The sequence below is a fragment of the Candidatus Pseudomonas auctus genome (assembly GCF_048654275.1).
Lineage (GTDB): Bacteria > Pseudomonadota > Gammaproteobacteria > Pseudomonadales > Pseudomonadaceae > Aquipseudomonas > Aquipseudomonas pharyngis.
Window position 1 is genome coordinate 204817 of record NZ_JBJYZK010000001.1, and the last position, 21284, is coordinate 226100.

At 55.2% G+C, this 21284-nt stretch carries 27 protein-coding genes and 1 pseudogene; 6 read left to right on the forward strand and 22 right to left on the reverse strand.

Features of this window, described 5'->3' with window-relative positions; all coding sequences use genetic code 11:
- Nucleotides 1-174: 174 nt before the first annotated feature.
- The 5 genes from ACKUG4_RS00925 to ACKUG4_RS00945 form a co-directional block, all read right to left on the reverse strand.
- Nucleotides 175-498, reverse strand: a complete 324-nt coding sequence (locus ACKUG4_RS00925) for a gamma-glutamylcyclotransferase family protein (protein WP_082934400.1) — start codon at nucleotides 496-498, stop codon at nucleotides 175-177.
- A gap of 67 nt (nucleotides 499-565) precedes the next feature.
- Nucleotides 566-754, reverse strand: coding sequence for a hypothetical protein (locus ACKUG4_RS00930; protein WP_408980498.1), 189 nt, complete (start codon nucleotides 752-754; stop codon nucleotides 566-568).
- An 18-nt stretch (nucleotides 755-772) separates the two neighbouring features.
- Nucleotides 773-1204 carry a bleomycin resistance protein gene (locus ACKUG4_RS00935; RefSeq protein ID WP_445433181.1) on the reverse strand — a complete coding sequence of 144 codons (432 nt, stop codon included), beginning with the start codon at nucleotides 1202-1204 and terminating at the stop codon, nucleotides 773-775.
- Nucleotides 1205-1251: 47 nt separating this feature from the next.
- Nucleotides 1252-1578, reverse strand: a complete 327-nt coding sequence (locus ACKUG4_RS00940) for a low molecular weight protein tyrosine phosphatase family protein (RefSeq protein ID WP_445433182.1) — start codon at nucleotides 1576-1578, stop codon at nucleotides 1252-1254.
- Nucleotides 1575-1769 (reverse strand): hypothetical protein, encoded by a 195-nt coding sequence (locus tag ACKUG4_RS00945; protein WP_445433183.1) that lies wholly within the window; start codon nucleotides 1767-1769, stop codon nucleotides 1575-1577. Before ACKUG4_RS00945 ends, ACKUG4_RS00940 begins: the two co-directional genes overlap by 4 nt.
- A gap of 194 nt (nucleotides 1770-1963) precedes the next feature.
- Between ACKUG4_RS00945 and ACKUG4_RS00950 the strand changes: the two genes are divergently transcribed.
- Nucleotides 1964-2410, forward strand: a complete 447-nt coding sequence (locus ACKUG4_RS00950) for an anti-virulence regulator CigR family protein (protein ID WP_445433184.1) — start codon at nucleotides 1964-1966, stop codon at nucleotides 2408-2410.
- Nucleotides 2411-2672: 262 nt separating this feature from the next.
- Nucleotides 2673-3401 (forward strand): DUF695 domain-containing protein, encoded by a 729-nt coding sequence (locus ACKUG4_RS00955; RefSeq protein ID WP_445433185.1) that lies wholly within the window; start codon nucleotides 2673-2675, stop codon nucleotides 3399-3401.
- A gap of 65 nt (nucleotides 3402-3466) precedes the next feature.
- Here ACKUG4_RS00955 and ACKUG4_RS00960 read toward each other — a convergent pair whose 3' ends face one another.
- From ACKUG4_RS00960 to ACKUG4_RS00980, 5 genes are all read right to left on the reverse strand, one after another.
- Nucleotides 3467-3766, reverse strand: coding sequence for a hypothetical protein (locus ACKUG4_RS00960; protein WP_085611822.1), 300 nt, complete (start codon nucleotides 3764-3766; stop codon nucleotides 3467-3469).
- A 138-nt stretch (nucleotides 3767-3904) separates the two neighbouring features.
- Entirely contained in the window at nucleotides 3905-4957 is a 1053-nt protein-coding gene (locus tag ACKUG4_RS00965; protein WP_445433467.1) for an NAD(P)/FAD-dependent oxidoreductase, read from the reverse strand.
- A 117-nt stretch (nucleotides 4958-5074) separates the two neighbouring features.
- A complete protein-coding gene (locus ACKUG4_RS00970; protein WP_445433186.1) occupies nucleotides 5075-5833 on the reverse strand; it encodes a sulfite exporter TauE/SafE family protein in 759 nt (252 codons plus the stop codon).
- 250 nt (nucleotides 5834-6083) lie between these two features.
- Nucleotides 6084-7274 (reverse strand): MFS transporter, encoded by a 1191-nt coding sequence (locus ACKUG4_RS00975; protein ID WP_256587089.1) that lies wholly within the window; start codon nucleotides 7272-7274, stop codon nucleotides 6084-6086.
- A gap of 127 nt (nucleotides 7275-7401) precedes the next feature.
- Entirely contained in the window at nucleotides 7402-8031 is a 630-nt protein-coding gene (locus ACKUG4_RS00980) for a TetR/AcrR family transcriptional regulator (RefSeq protein ID WP_445433187.1), read from the reverse strand.
- A gap of 112 nt (nucleotides 8032-8143) precedes the next feature.
- Between ACKUG4_RS00980 and ACKUG4_RS00985 the strand changes: the two genes are divergently transcribed.
- The 3 genes from ACKUG4_RS00985 to ACKUG4_RS00995 all read left to right on the forward strand — a co-directional run bounded on the left by ACKUG4_RS00985 (nucleotide 8144) and on the right by ACKUG4_RS00995 (nucleotide 9597).
- Entirely contained in the window at nucleotides 8144-8800 is a 657-nt protein-coding gene (locus ACKUG4_RS00985) for an O-methyltransferase (RefSeq protein ID WP_445433188.1), read from the forward strand.
- A gap of 109 nt (nucleotides 8801-8909) precedes the next feature.
- Nucleotides 8910-9365: a GNAT family N-acetyltransferase gene (locus ACKUG4_RS00990; RefSeq protein WP_445433189.1), complete on the forward strand. Its 456-nt coding sequence runs from the start codon at nucleotides 8910-8912 to the stop codon at nucleotides 9363-9365.
- A gap of 34 nt (nucleotides 9366-9399) precedes the next feature.
- Entirely contained in the window at nucleotides 9400-9597 is a 198-nt protein-coding gene (locus tag ACKUG4_RS00995; protein ID WP_445433190.1) for a hypothetical protein, read from the forward strand.
- A 304-nt stretch (nucleotides 9598-9901) separates the two neighbouring features.
- On the opposite strand, the gene yfcF is transcribed toward ACKUG4_RS00995, so the two are convergent.
- The 12 genes and pseudogenes from yfcF to ACKUG4_RS01055 all read right to left on the reverse strand — a co-directional run bounded on the left by yfcF (nucleotide 9902) and on the right by ACKUG4_RS01055 (nucleotide 18996).
- Nucleotides 9902-10534, reverse strand: coding sequence for a glutathione transferase (gene yfcF, locus ACKUG4_RS01000; RefSeq protein WP_445433191.1), 633 nt, complete (start codon nucleotides 10532-10534; stop codon nucleotides 9902-9904).
- Between the two features lie 157 nt (nucleotides 10535-10691).
- Nucleotides 10692-11051 carry a c-type cytochrome gene (locus tag ACKUG4_RS01005; protein ID WP_143492923.1) on the reverse strand — a complete coding sequence of 120 codons (360 nt, stop codon included), beginning with the start codon at nucleotides 11049-11051 and terminating at the stop codon, nucleotides 10692-10694.
- Nucleotides 11052-11195: 144 nt separating this feature from the next.
- Nucleotides 11196-12125 (reverse strand): LysR family transcriptional regulator, encoded by a 930-nt coding sequence (locus ACKUG4_RS01010; protein WP_445433192.1) that lies wholly within the window; start codon nucleotides 12123-12125, stop codon nucleotides 11196-11198.
- A 36-nt stretch (nucleotides 12126-12161) separates the two neighbouring features.
- Nucleotides 12162-13136 (reverse strand): quinone oxidoreductase family protein, encoded by a 975-nt coding sequence (locus tag ACKUG4_RS01015; RefSeq protein ID WP_445433193.1) that lies wholly within the window; start codon nucleotides 13134-13136, stop codon nucleotides 12162-12164.
- A 123-nt stretch (nucleotides 13137-13259) separates the two neighbouring features.
- Nucleotides 13260-13451: pseudogene (locus ACKUG4_RS01020) on the reverse strand (adenylate kinase); the annotation flags it as partial.
- Between the two features lie 68 nt (nucleotides 13452-13519).
- On the reverse strand, nucleotides 13520-14470 hold the full coding sequence (locus ACKUG4_RS01025) for a hypothetical protein (protein WP_445433194.1): 951 nt from the start codon (nucleotides 14468-14470) through the stop codon (nucleotides 13520-13522).
- 7 nt (nucleotides 14471-14477) lie between these two features.
- Nucleotides 14478-16061: a hypothetical protein gene (locus ACKUG4_RS01030; protein ID WP_445433195.1), complete on the reverse strand. Its 1584-nt coding sequence runs from the start codon at nucleotides 16059-16061 to the stop codon at nucleotides 14478-14480.
- Nucleotides 16062-16064: 3 nt separating this feature from the next.
- Complete coding sequence (locus tag ACKUG4_RS01035) at nucleotides 16065-16565, reverse strand: SMI1/KNR4 family protein (protein WP_445433196.1); 501 nt, start codon at nucleotides 16563-16565, stop codon at nucleotides 16065-16067.
- Nucleotides 16566-16802: 237 nt separating this feature from the next.
- Nucleotides 16803-17339 carry an ATP-binding protein gene (locus ACKUG4_RS01040; protein WP_445433197.1) on the reverse strand — a complete coding sequence of 179 codons (537 nt, stop codon included), beginning with the start codon at nucleotides 17337-17339 and terminating at the stop codon, nucleotides 16803-16805.
- 143 nt (nucleotides 17340-17482) lie between these two features.
- Nucleotides 17483-17842: a DUF6124 family protein gene (locus tag ACKUG4_RS01045; RefSeq protein WP_445433198.1), complete on the reverse strand. Its 360-nt coding sequence runs from the start codon at nucleotides 17840-17842 to the stop codon at nucleotides 17483-17485.
- 356 nt (nucleotides 17843-18198) lie between these two features.
- Nucleotides 18199-18555: a DUF7079 family protein gene (locus tag ACKUG4_RS01050; protein WP_445433199.1), complete on the reverse strand. Its 357-nt coding sequence runs from the start codon at nucleotides 18553-18555 to the stop codon at nucleotides 18199-18201.
- 222 nt (nucleotides 18556-18777) lie between these two features.
- The gene (locus ACKUG4_RS01055; protein ID WP_011333849.1) at nucleotides 18778-18996 is read right to left on the reverse strand and encodes a hypothetical protein; all 219 of its coding nucleotides are present in this window, start codon (nucleotides 18994-18996) and stop codon (nucleotides 18778-18780) included.
- 394 nt (nucleotides 18997-19390) lie between these two features.
- Between ACKUG4_RS01055 and ACKUG4_RS01060 the strand changes: the two genes are divergently transcribed.
- Nucleotides 19391-21202 carry a DUF4365 domain-containing protein gene (locus ACKUG4_RS01060; protein ID WP_445433200.1) on the forward strand — a complete coding sequence of 604 codons (1812 nt, stop codon included), beginning with the start codon at nucleotides 19391-19393 and terminating at the stop codon, nucleotides 21200-21202.
- Nucleotides 21203-21284 lie beyond the last annotated feature (82 nt).

The following is a 21284-nucleotide window of genomic DNA, read 5'->3' on the forward strand; positions in this document are numbered from 1 at the left end:
AACCAGAAAGGTCTGAAAGTTTGCACCCTGAAGCAGCCATCGGGGCTGATATGAGCTGCGTAGTCAGGCTTCGCCAACGCCTTCTCCCACCACTCGGAAGCACCCCATAGCCCAACACAAAACACTAGGCCGGCCAGGAAGATTTTCATCCGCCGAGAAAAGGCCGAAGGCCGACTATTTGAGCGCGTAGACATAGGCATCCATTGCCGTCCCGTCATCCAGCTTCACCTTGGTCAACACCCGCTGATACTCAGCCCCTTCAAACTCATCCAGCGCCGCCCAGTGTTCGTGGAAATTCTCGGAAGCGAACACATAGCCTTCGATCACATCGCCATCCTCGGCAATCACCAGACCGGGAAAACCCATCGCCGCGCCCCAGCCGGCCTGCGACAGACGTCCCTTCAGCGAAGCGGCCTGCCACGTGCCGCCGATGTTCAGCATCACATGCTCATTCGGCCGACCAGGGCCCAGGGTTCCATAAACGAAGAGACGTTCCACGATTGCTCCTGCCAGTCAAAAAAGGGAGGGATCCTGACGTATCAACAATGTGCAGGCAACACCGCGATCAGTTCTGCGTCGAGCGGGTTAGAAACCCGTCGATCAACGCCACCACCTGTTGCTGGATCACCTCACGGGAACGAGCGCCGCTGTCCGCACAGATGATGCCGTCGCCGGACGAATCCTCTTCGAGCAGGGGAATGGCCGGCGACTGCAATTCGCCCCTTCGAGGCCGTGCCAAATTGCCGTTTTTCATTGTTTTTATCGTCCTTGATCAAATCGGGCAAACGGGACGTTCGCCCAGACGTTCTACCAGTCTTACGAGATAACCGTCCGGATCCTGAACGAGAAATTCACGCTGGCCGACTTCGACATCGTCAGCGCGATACCAGGTGTCTTTGCGGGTTTTATAAAGTGGAATCTGGGCGACGCCCAGTTTTTCGATGATGGGAGCAACCGCCTCAACGTCGATCTGCAGATTGACGCCTCTTCCGAAGGGCTTGCTCAGTTCCGCCGTCAGCCACTGGCCTGCATTCGGATCTACCTGCTCAAGCATGACTTGAGCGCCATTCAGGTCGAGGTAGGCGAAGCCATCTTCCGGGCGTTGATAAGCGATGGTGAAGCCGAGGCAGGGGACCCAGAAAGCGAGGCTGGCCTGCAGATCCGTGACCATCAATTCTGGAACCAGTTTGTTCCGCTCAAACATGGGGTGAACTCCTTTTCATTCGGTACGTTGCCAGGAGATACAGAAGGTTAAGTAGGCAGGTAGGGTTTCACCGACTCTTGAAGAAGGTCTACCAGCTCGGGATCCATGTACTGATAGTCATCCGGAATATCCAGCGAGTGAATCCGCTTGTGCTCAAGCAGCCGGGCGTACTCGGCCCGCAGACGGTTCAGGTGTTTGGTTTCCATCACAAAAATGAAATCGGCCCAGCGAATATCCGCTGGACCGACGGTTTTGCGTGCATTGGGGCTGGTGCCCGCGGAGCGGACATTGAAGCCGGGGCGGCGACGCCAGACTTCTTCGGCCGTCGGGCTGCGCCATTGGTTGCGACTGCAAATGAACAGAAGATTCGTCACGATTGATCCAACAATTGGCGGGTAGAGCGAACGGGATAGCTCATGCCGAGTTGGCGAGCCCTGACCAGTTTGGTGGACCGGATGTACATCAGCTTCCAGTTTTTTTCCGGCTTGAACGTCTGCGGGCGAACCGCTTTGTCACTGCCGTGTTTACGGGCCTGGGTACGTCTCCAGGCGCGAGTTCTTTTCATGGTCTGTCCTCGTGAATACCGGGTTCAGCAGCCGCGGTAATACGAGTCGGACGTATGGTAAGCGCGAATCGGGGAGCACCGAAAGCTGCACGCATCGAAAATCGTCACAAACCGCGATGACAGAGCCGTCTCTCGATACCTGTAAAAAAAACTGACTAGAATCCACAGACACCCATTCATTCAAGGAACGACCCATGTCCGGTTTACGCACGTTGATTGCGACCACGACCTGTATTGCGCTGTTGAGCACTTCGGTGTCAGTGCTGGCCGATCCTGGCAACGGAAAGGGGCAGGGCAAAGGCAACCCGCATAACAGCCAGGATCATGGCAATCAGGGGAAAAAAGGCGGGGGCGGTTATCAGGGGCACGGCCCGAGTATCGATCGCGGCGGGGTGATCGGGATTGTGGACGGCTATCGTGGCTACTGGACCCCGGGCCCGGCGTTGCCGCCCGGCATTCAGAAGAACCTGGCGCGGGGCAAACCGCTGCCGCCCGGTATTGCGAAGAAGCTCGATGGTCGACTGGTCGGCAGGCTGCCGCACTACGACGGCTACGAATGGCAGCAGGTCGGTACCGATCTGATCCTGGTCGCGCTGGCTACAGGGCTGATTTATGAAGTGCTGAATGGCGCATTTGATTAAGTCATCAGCGCAGCGGACGACACGATGAACTGATCATTTAAAGGCGCTGCGCAGTTCCTCAATCACCTATGCAACAGAGCACCCCTGAATCGCCGGCAGTGTGGGGTTTTCACCAAACTCTCACCAGACGAAAGCGTCAGATTCTGATAAGTCTGACTTGATGCGGCTTTGCTATCTCTTCTTAAGAAAGGGCTCGCAGTGACGATAACTATCCCAGTCCTGAAAAAAGTAAAACCGCTCTAGGCTCAAGGGAAAAAGGTTCATGGTCACTGAAGAATCCGGGCGCTCACGGATGAAATCCGCTTCGGGCGTGCAGTACTTGAAAAAACATCTTCCGTTTCTGGCATTGGCCAGCCTACTGCTCGCTGGCTGCTCCAGCCATGAACCGACTCGATTCCCGGTCGCGCCCGATCAATGCTTGATTGCAGGCCCCGTCAACAGCGCCGAGTACGACAGGTGCGTAAAGGATCGGGAAATCAGAAAAGCAGAAGCGCTTGAACAACTTCTCGATAACGACCCTGTAAGGATGCAAGTACGCTCCAATATCCAAAGTAAGTTCCAAGAGTCTGATTTTCCAGCTACGCCTCTTCCCGGGACTTTTGCCGTAGTGGACTCCATCTCGGCAATTGAAAAACACGCGCTGCCATTCAAAGCCCGAATCACCTGGAAATATTCCTCACCGACTCTCGCGCCGGGATATCGAGACGGCAAGCGCATGTCTGAAATGGAGAAACTGATACTGGCGGCCTTACAGGATAAAGGTCTGGCCAAATGGATATGTACGGTGACGGGAGGAGGACAGCGTGAATGGATCTTCTACACACAAAGCGACGAAGCATTTATTGCCAGGACACGGGCAATTCTGGCGCAGACCGGTCCATACCCGATCGAACTGACCGCGAAAAAAGAAGCGGTGTCGGGAACTGAGATACAGAGCGCTGAAAACCTGACTGAAGACATCCGCATGACCCCTAAGAAATGCGTGGAGTGAGCTGCATGAAAAAGCCCGGCGGATAAGGCCGGGCTTTCGTCGGGTACTGCGGTAAAACCCAGCATTCAGGCGTTACGACTTTCGATCAGACGGTCAGAACCACCTTCGGCAACGGCATCGCTGAACAGAGGATCAGTTTCAGTCGCGGCAACTGCATCACTGAATAGCGGGTCGGTTTCAGTCGCGGCAACGGCATCACTGAACAGCGGATCAGTTTCGGTCGCAGCTACGGCATCGCTGAACAGTGGGTCGGTTTGAGTCGCAGCGGCAACCGCATCGCTGAACAGTGGATCGGTTTCAGTCGCCGCAAAAGCATTCAGGGCGAAGAGCGAGAAGGCGATACCGAGGAGGGTTTGGCGTTTCATGGTTCTGTACTCCGTGTGCAGTGGGTTGGTATGGAGCAGATCCTACGCTTTCGATTTGATATGAGAACTTCATTGAATTAATGGTTGTTATTGATGCAGTCAATGGGAGTGCTCGGCCCGGCCACCGCGGGCTTGTTCTTACGTCTTGAAAAAACGGTCAGGCCGGCATGGCGCCAGGGCAGGTGAAACCTGATCGTCGATCAGCTCGTCACTGACCAGGCGGCCTGCGACTGCCGCGAGTGTGACACCAGGGTGCATCGTACAAACGTACATTGCGCCGATCCCGGGCAGATAACCGATGATGGGCACGCCGTCCGCAGGCATGGGCCTGAGCCCGATACACGCCAATTCTGGCTCAATGGAAATGATACCCGCCAACTCGTTGCGGATGGCCGCCGCGGTTCGTTGCGCTATGGCTTGCGGGCGGTTCTCCAGGGAGTTGTCCAGATAGTCTTCCGCCGCCAGCAAGATCCCTTGCGAACCCTGTCTGACTTCCATCTCAGGACTGGAGATCAGGGTATTCACCCGATCGGGTTGCATCCTGTAGCGGATGAAAATAGCGGGCGAGGCCTCGATCGGAAGGGACAGGTTCAGAGTTTCAGTCAGTTGCCTGATGGCCGTTCCTGCGGCCAATACGACCAGGTCAGCTTCGATGGCACCCGTTGCGGTTTCGACGCCAGTCACCGTTGCATCGCGGAGGGTAAAACCCTGCACTCGGGTATGCACCAGTACCGTCGCTCCAAGAGCCTGAGCACCGGCGATCAACGCATGGGTGGCTTGCACGGCGTCCAATGCGCCTTCCTGTGGATTGTAAAAGGCTTGTCGAGGGGGATTTTTGAGGTTCGGCTCAAGGTCGAGAATTTGTGGTTGAGTGAGCAGGTTGGCTGAAGCTTCCAGGTCTGTGCCGGGCGGATAACTCAGGGCGCCCGTCCAGTGAATCTTCAGGTCCGGCAGTTCCGCTTCGAGCCGGTGATACTCCTGGATTGCCGCAGCGCGCAGTTGCGCAATGGGATCGGGCCCACTGTGCGACGTGTTGATCCACGCAAACGAGCGCCCGGTCACGCCACTCGCGACCTCACCGGCCTCGATCACAGTGACCTGCGCACCTTTGCAAGCCAGGTGATAAGCGACGGACGCACCCACGATGCCGGCACCGATGACAATCACACGCCTTGCACTCTCTGTTTTCAAATCAACCTCCAGGTTGTCGATTCGCAATGGTATGAAGCCTATTTCATCCGTCCAGCATTCGGATCAATCGGTTGCCGTGCCGGCGTTCAAATAACCCCGGCCCGGCCTGAACTTCGTTCAGGTCATATATCCCCCGACTCCATCCCACAACAGCTTCAATGCCGTGACCACCAGCAAGCCATAACAGGCGCGGTACATCTGACGCTGGTCCAGTCGGGCGTGCAACCGCCAACCCAGCCAGACGCCGCAGGGTACAGCGAGCAAGCTGACGAGCATCAGCGTCAGCACGTTGCCGGTAGGTTTGGCCAGCAGCAGCCATGGCACTGCCTTGAGAAGGTTGCCCACGGTGAAAAACAGGCTGGTCGTTCCGGCATACATCTGCTTGCTCAGCCCCAGCGGCAGCAGATAGATCGCCAGTGGCGGCCCGCCGGAATGCGCCACCATCGTCGTAATACCCGAAGTAATGCCGGCAGCCACGGCTTTGGGTGAGGAGCGCGGCCGCACTCGCACTTCTCCGCCCGCCTTGAACCACAAACCGACAAACAACAGCGTGATCGCCGCCATGACGATGGCGATGGCGCGGTGGTCCAGTACCCGGAAAAGCAAATAGCCGGCGCCGATGCCGACGATCAAACCTGGTACCAACAACTTCAGGTCGGGTTTTGACCAGGTGGAAGGTTTCCAGTAGCGCAGGCTGAACAGATCCATGGCGACGAACAATGGCGCCAGCAGCCCGCCAGCCGTGATCGGGTCCATCACCAGCGACAGCAGCGGAATCCCGACAATCGCAAAGCCGCCGCCGAACGCGCCCTTCATGAAGCAGATCAGGAACACGCCGGCGAAGGTGACGAGGAAAGTGGTGACGGTCAGATCCACGGCGTGTGCTCACTTCATTTCGGGCGGGGAGTGGCCTTAATTTCGCTCACGGTCTGCAGGATGAACAGTTACAGTTTCGAGGCCGATCCACGGACCAGTTGCCAACTGGATCGAATGTGGGCCTTGGGCAAAGTTCGGCTTGGGGAGATAGGGGCATATGCGGCTTGAAGACATCCTGACCGAAGACCTTTACGTGGTGTTCTGCGGAATCAATCCGGGTTTATTGGCGGCAGCGGGTATCCGGCATCCATCACTTTGCAACCGAAACCATGATCGACTCCAGTCCGGGATGGTTATTTTTATAAAAAAGTTCGGAGTCTGCCGCATCTTCAAGGAAAAACCAGATGGACTTCGAAAGTGCTGCATGAAACAAGACAAACAGGAAAATTGCGCAGTAAACCAATAGCAAACCATGGGTGCCGAACTGCGTCATCGTTGTTCCCATCATCATATAAGAGGCCGAATTTGCGAGTTGGCCGACAATAAGTGTGGCGGCCATTAATCTGATACGAACTCCAGACGGCACCGAGACAGTTCTCTTATCCATCCCGATCAGTGAAAGCGAGGCACTGGAAGCTCCTGCAATAAAGAGGCATGGAGCCAGTTGCCAGACTTCGACAGAGAGAGCCGCTGTGACGAGGGAGGCGGTTAATAAAGTCCAGAGTCCAATATATTTGTTTCGCTGGTTGTGTCTTCTGGCAACAAGCGGGCTCAAAAATAACAGGCCACCGATTGCGCCTCCCGCAAATATGGCGTTGAACAGGCCGACACTGCTTTCAGCGAGATTATGGGTGTGAATTTGAATTGGAACCAGCATGGGTACTGTGGCAGTAACAGCCAGGCTCAACATGAAACCAGCAACAGTCAGGAATCTTTCAGGTGGAAGAATTAATTTAAGTCTAATTCCCAAAAACATTTCCCGAACTCGTTGTGCCGGCGATTTTATCTGTGTCGAGTCGGATTTGACGCTGTGCGGTAATACGAACGCTAACCCCATTGCGAACACACCCACAATGGCTGCAAAGAGAAGTGAGGCTTGTGGGGAAGACAATCCAATGACAACGCCCGCCAGGAGCGGGCCAATAACGCGACTTATGGTTACGATGATGCGCCGGATGCGAAAGGCATGTTCTATTCGAACTTTTTCTACGGTTTCAGCCGGATAAACACCGAAAAGAGATTGAACGACGCCGAAAGCCGCGACCGCAAGGATGTCAATTATCAGCAGAGCCTCTATCGAATACGAAGCGGAAACAGACACGTAGCGCAGGATGCCGGTCAACGCAATGGCGATACAACCCGCTCTTAGAGCGGTGCTGCGTCGCATGACTTCGACGCGGGACGCCAAAAACAGTATGGAAATGACGGCGGCAAGGGCCAGCCCCGTTTCATAGGTTGCCAGCTCCAACAAGTTTCCACGCTGAACGATAATAAGGGGCACGGTTGCATTCCAGCAGCCGAGATATATCCATATTAAAGCTTCAAGGCAAAGATACTTTCTAAATATGCTCAAGCCATATGTCCTTTGATTGCACGAGATCTGCAAGGGTTATCTAACGTTGCAGATTTCATGCGTTCAGCGCAATCAAGTAGGCGCTGAACATGTCCGCCATCCCCTCGGCGCGGGCGGTGATTTCCGCGTCGGTGCGCGGGCTGAGTGAGAAATCCTTCCCCACCGAACTGAGCGTGGCCAGGATCAGATCGCAGACCTGCGTGCGAACGACTTCACTGGCCCCGGGCAGCAACTCCACCATGAACGTCGCAAAGATCCGCTTGCCCGCCGCCCGCACTTCATGGGCCTCCGGCGCATCGCGATAAAGCGGCGCCGCATCACTCAACGCGCCGCGCATCTGCGCCTCCTCGCACTCCGAGCGAATGAACGCATGCACCAGCGTGCGCAGGCGTTCCAGCGGCAGCTCGTCATGATTTTCCAGAATCCGCTGCAGCATCCCGGTGGTCTGCAACCACTCATCACTCTGCAAACGAAACAGAATCGCTGCCTTGTTCGGGAAGTACTGATACAGCGACCCGACACTCACGCCAGCCTTCTCCGCGACCCGCGCCGTGGTGAAACGCGCCGCGCCTTCCTTGGCCAAAACCTGAATAGCCGCCTGCAGAATCGCCGCCACCAACTCGGCGGAGCGTGCCTGCTGCGGCTGTTTGCGTGAGGAAATACGGGCGGTCTGGCGATCGGTCATGGGCAGTTCGGGCGTCGGGGCGGAATGCGAATAGCGAACAGGGCCATTCGCTCGCATCATTTAAATGCGACGAATCATTCGCATATTAGCCCTCAACCCACGGAAAGCCATCATGACAACCCTGACCACCGAACCGCTGGCGCCCCTCATCGAACGCCTCTACACCCAGGCCAGCGCCGCCACCAGCCCGGCGCTGAACAACGTATCCGGCGAAGAACGCGAACGCCTGATGCACAGCAAAACCGAATACCGCGAACTCTACGCCATGCTCAAAGACCTGTGGCTGCCCGTCTCCCGCGACACCGGCAAACTGCTTTACATGCTGGCGCGCAGTACCCGCGCCAAAGCCATCGTCGAATTCGGCACCTCGTTTGGCCTGTCGACCCTGCATCTGGCGGCAGCGCTGCGGGACAACGGTGGCGGTGTGCTGATCGGCAGCGAGTTTGAACCGTCGAAGATTGAACTGGCTCGGCGTCATTTTGTTGAGGGCGGGGTGAGTGATCTGATTGAAATTCGCGAAGGGGATGCGCTCGTAACGCTGGCTCGCGATCTGCCATCGACTGTTGATCTGCTTCTGCTCGATGGTGCGAAAGCGCTGTATGGCGACGTGCTGAAACGGGTGGAGAAACACCTGCGGCCGGGTGCGCTGGTGGTGGCGGATAACACCGATTATTGCCCGGAGTATCTGGCGCATGTGCGCTCGCCGGGGAATGGTTACGTGAGCGTGCCGTTTGCGGATGACATTGAGATGTCGATGCGGTTGGGGTAATAGCCGTTGCTGTCCACGCTTCAAAAAGTAGGGGACTGATCCACGGATTAATGGATCACTCCCCATTTTTCGCTACGATCAAGTGATGACACGCAAGGAGCGGCCCTTGATGGATTACCTGATTCGAAACGCTACGAATGCAGATGCGCCAGCGATCAGTCGAACGATCATCAGTGCTCTGCGCGAATCCAACGTTCAGGACTACTCCGCCGAAATCATCGAGCAAGTGGCGCGAAGCTTTTCTCCCCCGGCGATCCTTCATCTGTTGAGTGAGCGTCAAGTCCTGGTGGCTACAACCGGCAGCCATATCGTTGCAACCGCGAGTTTGGATAACGACATTGTCCGAAGTGTGTTTGTCGATCCGCGCCATCAAGGAAAGGGTATCGGAAGACACCTGATGGAGAAGCTTCAATCACTTGCCATCAATGCGGGTCTGAACCGGCTGCGTGTGCCTTCTTCAGTCACCGCAGAAGGCTTCTATGCTTCGCTTGGGTTTGAAAAGGTTCGAGACGAGTTTCATGGGGCGGAGCGCACGGTCATCATGGAGAAGGCATTGGAGCTGTAGCACTCCAGAGTGCAGAGGGGCATGAGGCCAAAGAATGGATTACATCCTCGATATCCTGCTCAACCGCTTGGCTCATCGAATCGGGGTCTGCGTGCTTGGCTTGCTGAGTGGCGGCCGACTCAAGGGTGAACGTGGTTTTGCCTGGGGCTGGGCAGTCGCCGTCGGTGGGCTGGTGCTGATTGCACCGTTCGTGGCATTCATCGCTTTGCTCGTCCAGGCTCGCAGCGGGTAAAAGCCGCTGATCATGAGGCGCCGCGTACGCTTTGCGCCTTCACTGTAAGAAGCGGGGGCAGATCTATCATCACGCTTCGGATTCATAGATCTGCCTCCGTTGTTTAATACAAAAACGCCCAAGGGTTTGGCACGTCCTGGATGATTAGGGCGGCTTACTGCCTTGGGCGGGATGTGGGTGACGGGAAAAGGATACGGCTTGAGGGGCGAGCCCTGAAAGCCGGCGCTTTCTGGTGAATTTGTAGGCACTTGCTCAAGGGGGTGTAGGCTCAAGTAGCAACAGAAAAGCAAAGAAAATGCTGCCGTTACAGTCGAGGTCGTTCCAGCTTGATCCACTCTCGTACCGTCGGGCGCTGCCATTGCCGTTGAGCGTAATCCTCCAGCTGAGCCGGCACCGTGTCCCCATTGAGTATCAACCGGTTCAGCATCAAGGCGAGATCAACATCGGCGATCGACCATTCACCAAAAAGGTTGTCCGGATTGTCGGTCAGCAGCCATTGAGCGACCTCAACCAACTTTTGCTTGGCAGCCTCAGCCGGCGCTGACAACGGTCCGTATTTCTGTCCATAGAACACGACAAGGGTAGAGCGCTCCTGTCGAATCGGGAGCAGATCACTGCGTAGCCACGCCTGAACTTGCCTCGCTGCCGCGCGCTTCTGTGGGTGCCGTGGGTAAGCAGGTGTCTGGGGGAACACATCTTCCAGATATTCCGTGATCGCCGATGATTCCGACAACGCAAAGTCACCGTGCACGAGGGTGGGCACTCTTTGAGTCAGGGACAGACGGGCGTAATCGCTGGCCTGGTTCTCCAGTTTGTCCAGGTCCAGGGTGCTCATTTCGAACTCGATTCCCTTTTCTCGAAGGGCCACAAAGCACGACATTGCGTAGGGACTGGTGAATTGAGCATCGACGTAAAGGCGCAGGCTTGAGTCATTCACAGCGTCATCTCCATATGCGGAATGGCCACGCTAAAAGATTGAGCGCCTTAAATAAAATTCATGTTTTTTATGGGGGCATTCCTGTCAGGAATGCAGTACCACAGGAATGGGGACGGATCTATTTTTTCACCACCGGATAATAGATTCGTCGCCATTTTTATCTGTTCGTATGGGAAATCACACCGCTCATATATTGGTGCAAGTCGCGAAAATCGTTAACGCTCCAGGCGTGCGGCGGGATCTTCACGCCATTCTCCCGCAAGGTCTTTGGAATCAAATCCCCGTTGGGGCGAAGTATCACCGAGGACACAATAACGCCCGGATAATCACTCAGTCGCTTCTTGAAAGCTGTGGTTGTCAGGTCAGGTGTGGGCGGATTGCTTTTCCTGGCCAACGGCCCGGTGCCCTTGATGTCGGCTCCGTGGCACACGGCGCATCGCTGGGAGTAGAGGGCTTTTCCATTGGCAGTATCGGCGAGGGATAGCGCCGTTTGGGTGAGGGCAAAGAAGCCTGACATGGCGATTAGGAATATTTTGAATCTCAGGCGTCCCGGTGTGGACACGCCCGCACAAAAAGCCCTGGTCATGTAAATCCGCACTTTTTCCTCCATGAATGCACGTCGATTCCGAGGCCGGCACGATATCCCATCGCGGCTGGTAAATCAGCGGGCCAGCGTCACCCAAGGCGCACCTTCAGCAAAAGCTCCCTCGACCCAGTCCTTGAACGCCGTGGTCGTCGCCGTGTTGAACCGCGCCGACGGCCGCACCAGATAAACCCCCGTGTCGGCGTCCAGTTGCCACTCGGGAAGCACCCGCACCAGGCGCCCCTCGCGCAGGTCCTTGGTCATCAGCCAGTCGCCGCCGGCCAAAATCCCCACGCCCATGCGCGCGGCACACAGCTGCGCTTCGTTGTCGTTGCTGATCAGTCGGCTGCGGATTTTCAGAGTGTATTTCTCGTCGCCTCGGGTCAGTCGCCATTCGGGATACGAATGCAACCCGGTAAACCCCAGGCAATGATGATTGGCAAGATCCGCCGGCGTTTTCGGCTCGCCGTACTGTTGAAGGTAGGAGGGCGCGGCACACAGGATTCGGCGGTGATCGCAGAGCTTTTTCGCCACCAGCCGATTGTCTGCCAGCTCGCCGATGCGGATCGCCGCGTCGAAACCCTCGGCGACGATATCGACAAAGCGCTCGGCATATTCCACCTCCAGCGCCACGTTCGGATGGGCCAGCGCAAACGCCGAAACGATATCGCCCAGCCACAGCCGCCCCATGGCGGCCGGCAGGGCGATGCGCAAACGCCCGCGAACTTCGGCGGCACCCTCGCGCGCATCCTGTTCCGCTTCGGCAATCAGGCTGACCGCATGCCCGAACCGCGCCACCAGCCGTTGCCCCTCATCGGTGAAGCGCAATTGCCGGGTGGTGCGCTCGATCAGCCGCACCCCTAGCCGCGACTCCAGCGCGCTGAGCCGTTTCGACAGCACCGAGGGATGGCGCTGCAACGCCCGACCCGCCGCCGCAAACGAGCCGTGCTCGGCCAGGGCCAGCAGGGTGGCGACTTCATCGGCCTGACGGCTATCGAACAGATCCATGCAACGACAACCCTCGTGGATGTCCCGAAAAAAGACTCAAGGCACCAGCACAACCGCCCCCGGCAAACCGCCCCGGTGCAGATCGACATGGGCCCGGGCGGCTTCCGCCAGCGGATAACGACGCCCGACATTGGGCCGGATGATACCGGCGTCAATCGCTTGCAACACGTCCTTTGCGCGCTGCTGGTATTCCTCCGGCGTGGCGGTGTGGGCGGCGAGGGACGGTCGGGTCAGGAACAGCGAACCCTTGGCGTTCAGAGTGCTGATCTCGACCGGCGCCGGCGCCCCCGACGCCATGCCGAACGACACCAGCAACCCGCGCGGACGCAGGCAATTCAACGACGCCTCGAAAGACACCCGGCCAATCGGGTCGTACACCACATCCACTTTCTTGCCCTGGGTGAGGTCGACCACCGCGTCGGCCAGCGTCGCCGCATCGAACACCAACACCTCATCACAACCCGCCAACCGGGCCCGCTCGACACTCTCGGCGCCGGACACCACACCAATCACCAACGCCCCCAAATGCTTCGCCCACGGCACCATGATCTGCCCCAGCGCACCGGCCGCACCGTAAATCAGCACCGTCGAACCCGGCCCGACCGGGTAAGTGGACTTGAGCAAATACTGCGCGGTGATGCCCTTGAACAGCACAGCCGCCGCGTCCTCGAAACTCAGGCTGTCGGGGATCTTCACCAGCCGATTGGCCGGGTAGAGGCGGGCGCTGGCATAGGCGCCGATGGGGCCCGTGGCATAAGCGACCCGGTCGCCGACCGCCACGTTCGTCACATCGGCCCCTACCGCCACAACCCGCCCGGCGCCCTCAAGCCCCAACCCGGAAGGCAACGTCAACGGCGCGGCACCGGAACGTTGGCTCAAGTCGAGCGGGTTGACGCCAATGGCGAACTGCTCAAGCCAGACCTCGCCGGGGCCGGGTGTTTGCGCGGTGGATTGCTCAAGCTGAATGACTTGAGGCTCACCGGTTTGATGGATGACGGCGGTGGTGACCATGTTGAACGCTCCCTTACGTTGATCTTGGGGAGAGTCTAAAGGTGTGCGTGGGGAGCACTAGTCGGGTTGAATGCAGTTCATATGTGCAGTGATTGCAGCAATAGATTTGGGGTGGATTCAGCTTCACGCTGGCGACAATGCCCGAATGACCTCCGCCGCCATCGCTTCAGGGCTGTTCACCCCGTCAACCCGCAGCACCGGCGCCGTTTGCGCGGCTAGCCATCGTTCGTGCCACGCGCGGTTGCGACCGGAAAACTCCGGATTGTCATACTCCGAGGCCCATTCCCGAAAGGCCACGTGAATCTCGTGCATGTCACAAAAAAATGGGGACTGATTTATTTTTTGAAATTCATCAGTCCCCACGTCATTTGACTTGTTGACGCCTAAAACAGGATCGTTGCACAGACTCCCGCGAGCCCCGCACAAAGTAAGCAGCCACCCAGTATCAGCCCCTTAATCCAACGTGCCTGCTTACGGGCATGCTCCTCAAATTGTCGTTCGAGACTCTCGACTTTTTGCAGCGTCGGAACCTTGTGCTGCTCGATGGCGTCTTGCAGTCGGACAGTCAAGTTGTCGTCTAAAGCGTTCAGCGTTCCTTGCAGCTCGCTCAACGTTACCGCCTGCTCGGCGAGCTTGTCCTTTTGTTCCTGGGTCATTTTCAAAAGCTGCTTGTCGCGGTTCTCCAGCGTTGTAACAGCGCCGGCCAGGTTCTCTCCGAGTTCCCGCTGCAGTTGGGCCATGTATTGCTCAATGGTCGTGAGCAATTGCTGATTCACTTGTGAGATCCGCTGTTCGGCAGATTCCACTCGCTGGACACAACCGACCAACTCTCGAGCTTGCTCGGCAGTGACACCTTTGGCTTCTAGAAGTCCCTGATTGGCTTTCTTGATTTCGACCTGCTGGGCTTCGAGGCTTTTCTGTTGCGCCAGGATCTGCAGGTTCTGCAAATTCAGCTCACGTGCCTGCTCCTCAAGCAACCGTTGCTGGCGAAGCAAAATATTCTGCTGGTCGCACAACACCTTGGATATTGCAGTGTTGAAAATCAGTAACTGGGATGAATGCCTGTTTAGATTGGCAATCGAGCTGGTCAGGTTGAGCTGAGCGTCTTTAACCTTGTCCTCAGTATTGTTCCACCAGTTGGTGAACATGTTCTGCTCGCTCTTTTCCTTGCGAGCTTGCTCCAGGCTATCGTTTGCTGACTTTGCCTGTTGTTGCGAACCCATCACAGCACTGATCAGTTCCTTCACACAACTGTCACCGATCATCGCTTCTGGTAAATCAGCCGACGACAACGCTGCAACGATTTGTACTTCCTTGCCTATTAGACTGCTCATTGAGTTCCTACTTTTTCTCAAAAAAATCATTCAGCATGCTGTGAGTGTCGTCTAGAAACGAGATCATGGCATTGGTTTCGGCCACTTGGGTCTGGGCCAGGCTGAGTGTGTAATCCAGACTGAAACGGGTCGTTTGAGCTACCCGCCCGGCCTCTCCCCATAACGCTCCCGTCTGCTCGTAGCTCTTTACGGACTCGCCGTAGCGTGCGATGGCAGAAATTGAAAGTTGGGCGTTATCGATCAGATCACCGGTCATTTTTTCGGTAAGTCTGGCGTCGCTGGTAATGGCATCCAGCAGTTTTTCGTCGTAACCGTAGCGATAGCGCTCAAACAGCCCGTCCAATTGGTACGCGAGAAAGGCGGAAAGCACGCCAGTCATGATGCCGATCAACACGCTTGAAACCGCATCGGCAAATGGCAACAGAAACGGAACGGACTTGAGAAAAGTTGCCACGGTTTCTTGAAGCAGAAACCCCACGCTGGTGACGACGACAGTGGTCAGGACTTTCAGACCCTCCTGCAACGCCTGATCCGCTGTCATGCCCTTGGGCGGAAACATTATCAGGCGAAAGGCCTTGACCAACCCCAGCAGTCCGTCGCGGATCACTGTGACGAAGCGTTTGGCCGTGGACAGGAAGTTATTGATCAGGAAGGTGATCAGGTTGCTCATAAAGCCGCTGATACCGCCCTGAATCCCCTGTGAGGCTGCATCTGGTATTTTCTTGATTACCGATGCAATGACTTTCTGCAAACGCTCCTTGATTTCCTCGAAGAGGCTTTTGCCGGCGGCCACGCCGGCTTTGATCAAAACCCGAAACTCATTGAACAGGCCATTAACCAGTTCTGTCAGCAACACGCCCAATGATTGCTTCAATCCCATCATCGCGGCTTGTCTGGCACCGGTGTGCAAAAGTTCTTTGCGTTGTTTGTCCCACAGTGCGCGATCAATGTTGCTGTGAAGGTGTTCATCTGCACGATTCTGCGCGGCGGCACAAAGCTCGGGATCCATCTCGAAGTAATCAGCATTGGTGACGCCGTCATCGATGGTCTGGGCAAAGTCCTGCAGTGAGTCCTGGCCCTTGCTGCGGTTCAATCCGGGGTCGGTGGCGACGAAGTTCTCTTCCGAGTGGATGACGCTTTTCATCTTCTCCAGACCATCGCCGGTCTCAAAGGCGAGGTGGGCCGTCTTGTTCGTCCAGATACTCTTTTTGGAGTTGACGTGATCGATGTCGGAAACGTATTGGCGTTTGCTATCGGTGGTGTTGATCTCCAGTGGCTTGCCGGTATAACCATCGATGCCGGACGCCTCCACCTTCAGCGCCAGGCTATCAGGGACACCACCGATCGCCGCCTTGTTGTCCTTATACGACTCCCTGGATTTGGAGAACGTATGCTGATCCTTTTCGGCAACATAACTGGCGTCGTCACCCACGAAGTTGTGCGCAGTGGTGACATTGCCACCGTTGCGGTCTTCGAACATGGCTGTTGAAAGTCCGAAAGGGCCAATGACCTGCGCGATCACATTTTGCTGGCACTCAGCGAACAGCTTTTGAAGGCGCTCTTCGCGCATTTCAGTCAGGGTTTTTTCCATTGTTCATTCCCCCGCAGCAGACTTGACGAACTGCTTGAAAGAGCCCGCCTTGAGCTCACGTACGTCGTCGTCATGCCATACGCTGATCACTTGCCCGTAAACACCGCCAGCGTCAGGAGCAAGGTCCAGGCACAAACAGTCGCCTTCATTTGTCGCTGCGAAAGGGACCCAGGCTGGATGCCACCAAACGTCTTGAATCCCGGTTTGTGGGGCAGCCTTGAAGCGTTTGAACTTTCCGGCGTTCAGCAAGCTTGTCCACGTTTTCCATTCTTTCTGAATTTCGTCACAAGACAGAAATCGATAACCGTAGAAAACCGGAAGTGCAGACCCGCGTTGCCCATTGTGCAGAAGCAGAGACTCAACAAAGTCCGCACTGAAGTTTTGCCCTACGGCCGTCTCCAGTGCACGAACTTGCTCGAGAGTTGTGCCGGGATTGAGTTCGGCTGACACGCCGGGGTTCTGGGAGACGAGATGCTGCTCAAGACGTTGCCAGAGATGTTTCATGTGCCGCCTCCATGCCATTCGAAAACTGACTTCTCGTCAGGATCAGAATGATGGCACATAGCTACAGCCCGACAAACAGGTTGTTGCGTCTAATCATTCACACCGAGCATGCGACGCGGTTTTCCTCCATATGGGGCAGGGTGGCAATCAAGGCTTTTCTGACGCTTGAAAAGGACATGCGTTGTTTGATCGGCGCGCTGATACAGAAGAGAAAACCAGCGAGGGGCGTTTTCAACTCTACGCCTGTGACAACACACGAATAACATCCGCCGCCATCGTTTCAGAGCTGTTCACCCCATCAACTCGTAGCACCGGCGTCGTTTGCGCGGCTAGCCATCGCTCGTGCCACGCGCGGTTGCGTCCTGAAAAGTCCGGATTGTCATACTCCGAGGCCCATTCCCGAAAGGCCACGTGGATCTCGTGCATGTCGCCACCGGGTGCGATCCGATCGCCAAAGCGCTCCTTTTCACGTGCTGCCAGCCGTTCAAGGCGAACGGGCGTGGGCGTCACGACAAACACAATCAGATCGGCCTGGGTCAGCAGCGCTTCGCCCCAGACCATGCACGAACCGGTCAGCACCCAACCGTCGTCCCCGAAGGTTTGCTGGATCAACGACACGCGCTCGGCGGGAGGGCGCTTGGTTGTGAAAGGAGGGTTGGTCGGCATCCAGAAAAAATCATCGACATCGACCTGCTGCACACCGAGCTGAGCCGCGAGGTTTTGCCCCAGCGTGGTCACGCCCGCACACGACGCGCCTGTAATGTAAATCCGCACTTTATCCTCCATGAACACACGACGATTTCGAGGCCGGCACGATATCCCACGCCGGCCTGTATCGCACTTGTCCCTGCCACAAAACGGGCCGTAACGATCCGCTGTAGAAGCAGCCACCGACTGCTCCTACATCCATCGTCGAGTTACGCCACCTCGACGTGATCCAGCGCCTGATTCACCGCCAGCTCGGCAATCATCACAATCTGCGCAATACCGATCGCCGTCTTGCGATGCGACGGATCGAGCGTTGCCGCGAAATTGCTGAGCATCTCACTGGCCGCCCCGAGGTTTTCGCTGGCGTTGGCCAGCAAACATTCGGTGTTGTACTTCGGATTGGCCAGGTACATCCGCTCGGGCTCGTTCAAGGACGACATGATCCCGGCGGCGGGGAAGAGGTAGTGATCCAGCGCGCGCTCGGCGGCGTCGTGGAGTTTTTTGGAGTTGGGGGATTCGTAGGGGGAGGTGGGGTCGGTTTCGGGTGGGTTGGGTGTTGGTTTGATCATGGTGAAACTCCTTGTGTCGTCATCAGGAGCCATCACCCACTCGCTACCAAACGTTGGGTGGTGGCCATACGCAGGTTGGTAGACCGGGACACAAGGAGACCGGCGCGCCCGAAGACGCCCTGTGCATGGCCACCATAAAGCCGAGGCGATTGACCGCCGCGATGGTGTGCTCTGCATCTTGTGTTTATCTCGGGCTACCAAACCCGATCACTGTTTTTCAGTGACCCGGAAACGATAAAACCCGCGGTGTAGACACACAAGCCGGCGGATTCTGGCGTAGTCGTAGGCAATGACGCAAGGCGTTGTAGCCTTGGGGAAGTTACGGCGGGTTGCTTTAAACGGAGCTGTTTAAGCGTTTAAAGCCTGGAGGAAATCTCCTTCCAAATGTAGCCATAGTTGTATTGCAGCCAGCGAACCAACGCCTTATCAAACTGCCTGCGAAACCAGTTACGTTTTCTCGCAGCGAGCCTTTCTTCTATTGAGGCTCTAAGCGATTCAGGATCGAAGCCTGTCCAGACAGTGGGCAAGACTGCTGCAAGATTGGTGAAGCATACGGGCGCGACTTCTGAATAAAGTATTTCGTAAAGGACGTCCGGATCGACACCTTCGACCTCACGCGCGATGTAGTCGTAATCGGTCGGGAAATCGTTGAAAGGCCAGGAGAGTGCAGCTCTGACGTCGGTCAGTTGAGGCTCAGTCAAAAGATGTCCCAAAACCAAAACTCCTTTAGTTCGCCACTCAGTGGATGAGGACAAGAGACGGGGATATTTCTTGAAAGATAGTACTGGGCTTTATTGGCAGAAAGGGAACGGCGGGATTTTCAGAATTTCGGAAAAAGCGGGATTTATGCGAGCCATTCGCGGTGGGCGAGAGCGCTTGGCACGGAACCAAGCGCTCAGGGTAGGGCGGGGCACTTACGGCTCCGCCCTGATGTTTCAGTTTTTGCTGGCGTTCAGCTTGCGCAGTTCTTCGTAGGTCGCCGACTGAACGAACCAGAAGCCGGAAATGATGCACCAGCACAGGGTGCCGGCCACGAAGATACCCAGCGCCGGCAAGAACCCGCTGGTGAAAATCGCGACGATAGCGACCAGCCAGATGAATGCCAAGGAGAGATAGAGGACGGTGTTGTTGACGCTGATGACGAAGTCTTTCACGAGGCATATTCCTTGCGGGATGTAGAAAAAATCCCCCTCTCCGGGGGGGAGGCGCAAGCATGCTATCACAGTGCCTTCATGAGGCGAGAGAAGGGGCTCTTTAGCTGAAAATAAATCCGTCTCCTCTTTTCGTTGCGAGTGTCCGCTATCGGCGAACAGCTGCCGTTTGGCTCCGTAAGAAATCAGCCAAAAGCGGTTGCGCGATAGGGCTAAAAACGCGTGGTTCGCATCGTTTTTACAATGGCGTTCTAAAGCAGTCTCTGAGAGTGCTACAGGCCGCCGGATTGTTCTCGAAAAACGATCATGCTTCATACGGATTTCGTGGGTTGCCTGCTATAGCACCCAGTGGCATATTCTAACATTTTAAAATATTTGCTTAATCGGGATGCCGTGAATGACACCTGGTGAAATTGGTACCGAGGCCGGAAGAATCTTTACTTACAACCTCCCGCCCAACTGGTTATTCAGATCCCAGGAGGATCAGAACGACCACGGAATAGACGCGGAAATCGAGGTTACAGATCAGAAAGGCGTCGCTCGAGGCAGCGAATTCGTTTTTAAGGTGCAAATAAAAGGAGAAACCCACTGCACATTCTTAAAAAACAAGGAAGTCGTCTCATTCAATTTATCGACTAGCAAGCTTAGATATTATTTATCGTTCAATATTCCTGTAATTCTGGTGGTAGTAGAAGTATCGAGTGAAACTATTTACTGGCTTTCAATTACTGACAATGAAGAGCTTATCTCGAAAGCGAAAGACATAGACGCTAGCTCCATTCAGATACATATTCCCACGCAAAACATAATAAAGAAACGTGATGAAATATTAGCTCAAAATATCCTAAGTGCGGTTATAGCTTCTTGGGACTATTTAGCGCTCAAAGGTGTTAGAGGATCAATCCAGCGATTTTCCGACCTTGACCCACAGCGGTTAGAGAGCAGAATTGAAGAGATGGGCAATGCTCTGTACAAAGCTCACCATCAACATTTACAAAACCTTCTTGGAAAACAAGATTTTACAAAAATCTACAAAGTTTCAACAGATTTGATAATGTCGGCAATCGTGCCCGCAGCAGACCGATTTGTGGCTGGACTTTATTACCGCATAGCGTTGAGAGCAGCGCCCTTGCATAAGACTATGGCTGATCAAGCCAACGACATTGCTCGTATAAGTATGATAATGATTGCTCTTGCTAGAGAAGAGCGGTCTGCGACGCTTCGGCACTTCGCTTTTGGATTAGCAAGAACTGCCAAGCTAAAATATGAAATCGATAGCTTAATGGCGAACCATAATGCTGCAAAAGCACTGAGCAATACTGGTGAAGGTTATATTTTTCGCATCGAATTGCAAAAACAGTACAGCAGTGTTTGCATAAGTATCAAAAAGCTAATCGACCTTCTCAGCCTGACCGCAAAAAATGGGCAATATCAAATTCTTTACGAGACGTACCTTGAATGCGTGACGTCTTTGATACTCTTTAGCATAATCCAAAAGGAACGTGGCAGCGAAGAGTCTATTGATTTTTTCCAGAACTGGATGGTGGCCATATTTCAATTTTGTCTAACGTATTCTTTTCTATCCAATGATCTCGATCGGGCGGGAAAGCTGTACTCACTGGCTCTCCATTCAAACCTGTTCAGCGACGCAGAGATACAATCGCTAAAAGTGACTCTTGGAAGTCTTACTTCCCAGGCGCTTCAGCTCATAACAACTGTCGAAAAAAACCATCAACCAAAGGTCGAAATAGATTTTCTAAAAATTAGCACAGAGGAGCAAAAGGCATACTTCCGAAACACTGCGCGAAATATGGGGATGGACCCTGAAGATCCAGAGAATGTCATGGGGCAAATTGTTGCCAGAGCACTGATCAACTTTGATCCGACAGAAATTGTAAAAAACTGCGAGCATCTGTTTGTTCACTACAGGCCCGGCGGTATAGTTGCACAGACATTACAAATGCACTCTGCCGGAGGCATGCACATCATTGTCTGTCTAAAACACAAATACGCTCACGGAACAGGAAACTTGCTGCATCTTCTTTACAATCCAAAAGTCGATATACCAGAACACGGATTCAAGAAAACCCATTGCGACAAATGCTCTGACTGCGTGCCTCGGTCATCCAGTTGGCAGTGGTCTTTGGCGTGGCATGAAGCTGAGAAGGCGAAGCATGTCGAAATATTGAAACTCTTCAAGGGATGGTAATCACCTCTTGTACAAGTGTACGGTCTTACCAATGTGGTTCGTCCTTTACTAAGTAGACGCGAATGACTGGCGGCTTTTATTC

Excerpts from the sequence above, each read along its gene's own strand:
- ACKUG4_RS00930 (WP_408980498.1), bottom strand. The coding sequence starts at position 754 with ATGAAAAACGGCAATTTGGCACGGCCTCGAAGGGGCGAATTGCAGTCG.
- ACKUG4_RS00935 (WP_445433181.1), bottom strand. The coding sequence starts at position 1,204 with ATGTTTGAGCGGAACAAACTGGTTCCAGAATTGATGGTCACGGATCTG.
- ACKUG4_RS00945 (WP_445433183.1), bottom strand. The coding sequence starts at position 1,769 with ATGAAAAGAACTCGCGCCTGGAGACGTACCCAGGCCCGTAAACACGGC.
- ACKUG4_RS00950 (WP_445433184.1), top strand. The coding sequence starts at position 1,964 with ATGTCCGGTTTACGCACGTTGATTGCGACCACGACCTGTATTGCGCTG.
- ACKUG4_RS00955 (WP_445433185.1), top strand. The coding sequence starts at position 2,673 with ATGGTCACTGAAGAATCCGGGCGCTCACGGATGAAATCCGCTTCGGGC.
- ACKUG4_RS00960 (WP_085611822.1), bottom strand. The coding sequence starts at position 3,766 with ATGAAACGCCAAACCCTCCTCGGTATCGCCTTCTCGCTCTTCGCCCTG.
- ACKUG4_RS00980 (WP_445433187.1), bottom strand. The coding sequence starts at position 8,031 with ATGACCGATCGCCAGACCGCCCGTATTTCCTCACGCAAACAGCCGCAG.
- ACKUG4_RS00985 (WP_445433188.1), top strand. The coding sequence starts at position 8,144 with ATGACAACCCTGACCACCGAACCGCTGGCGCCCCTCATCGAACGCCTC.
- ACKUG4_RS00990 (WP_445433189.1), top strand. The coding sequence starts at position 8,910 with ATGGATTACCTGATTCGAAACGCTACGAATGCAGATGCGCCAGCGATC.
- ACKUG4_RS00995 (WP_445433190.1), top strand. The coding sequence starts at position 9,400 with ATGGATTACATCCTCGATATCCTGCTCAACCGCTTGGCTCATCGAATC.
- ACKUG4_RS01005 (WP_143492923.1), bottom strand. The coding sequence starts at position 11,051 with ATGTCAGGCTTCTTTGCCCTCACCCAAACGGCGCTATCCCTCGCCGAT.
- ACKUG4_RS01010 (WP_445433192.1), bottom strand. The coding sequence starts at position 12,125 with ATGGATCTGTTCGATAGCCGTCAGGCCGATGAAGTCGCCACCCTGCTG.
- ACKUG4_RS01015 (WP_445433193.1), bottom strand. The coding sequence starts at position 13,136 with ATGGTCACCACCGCCGTCATCCATCAAACCGGTGAGCCTCAAGTCATT.
- ACKUG4_RS01025 (WP_445433194.1), bottom strand. The coding sequence starts at position 14,470 with ATGAGCAGTCTAATAGGCAAGGAAGTACAAATCGTTGCAGCGTTGTCG.
- ACKUG4_RS01030 (WP_445433195.1), bottom strand. The coding sequence starts at position 16,061 with ATGGAAAAAACCCTGACTGAAATGCGCGAAGAGCGCCTTCAAAAGCTG.
- ACKUG4_RS01035 (WP_445433196.1), bottom strand. The coding sequence starts at position 16,565 with ATGAAACATCTCTGGCAACGTCTTGAGCAGCATCTCGTCTCCCAGAAC.
- ACKUG4_RS01045 (WP_445433198.1), bottom strand. The coding sequence starts at position 17,842 with ATGATCAAACCAACACCCAACCCACCCGAAACCGACCCCACCTCCCCC.
- ACKUG4_RS01060 (WP_445433200.1), top strand. The coding sequence starts at position 19,391 with ATGACACCTGGTGAAATTGGTACCGAGGCCGGAAGAATCTTTACTTAC.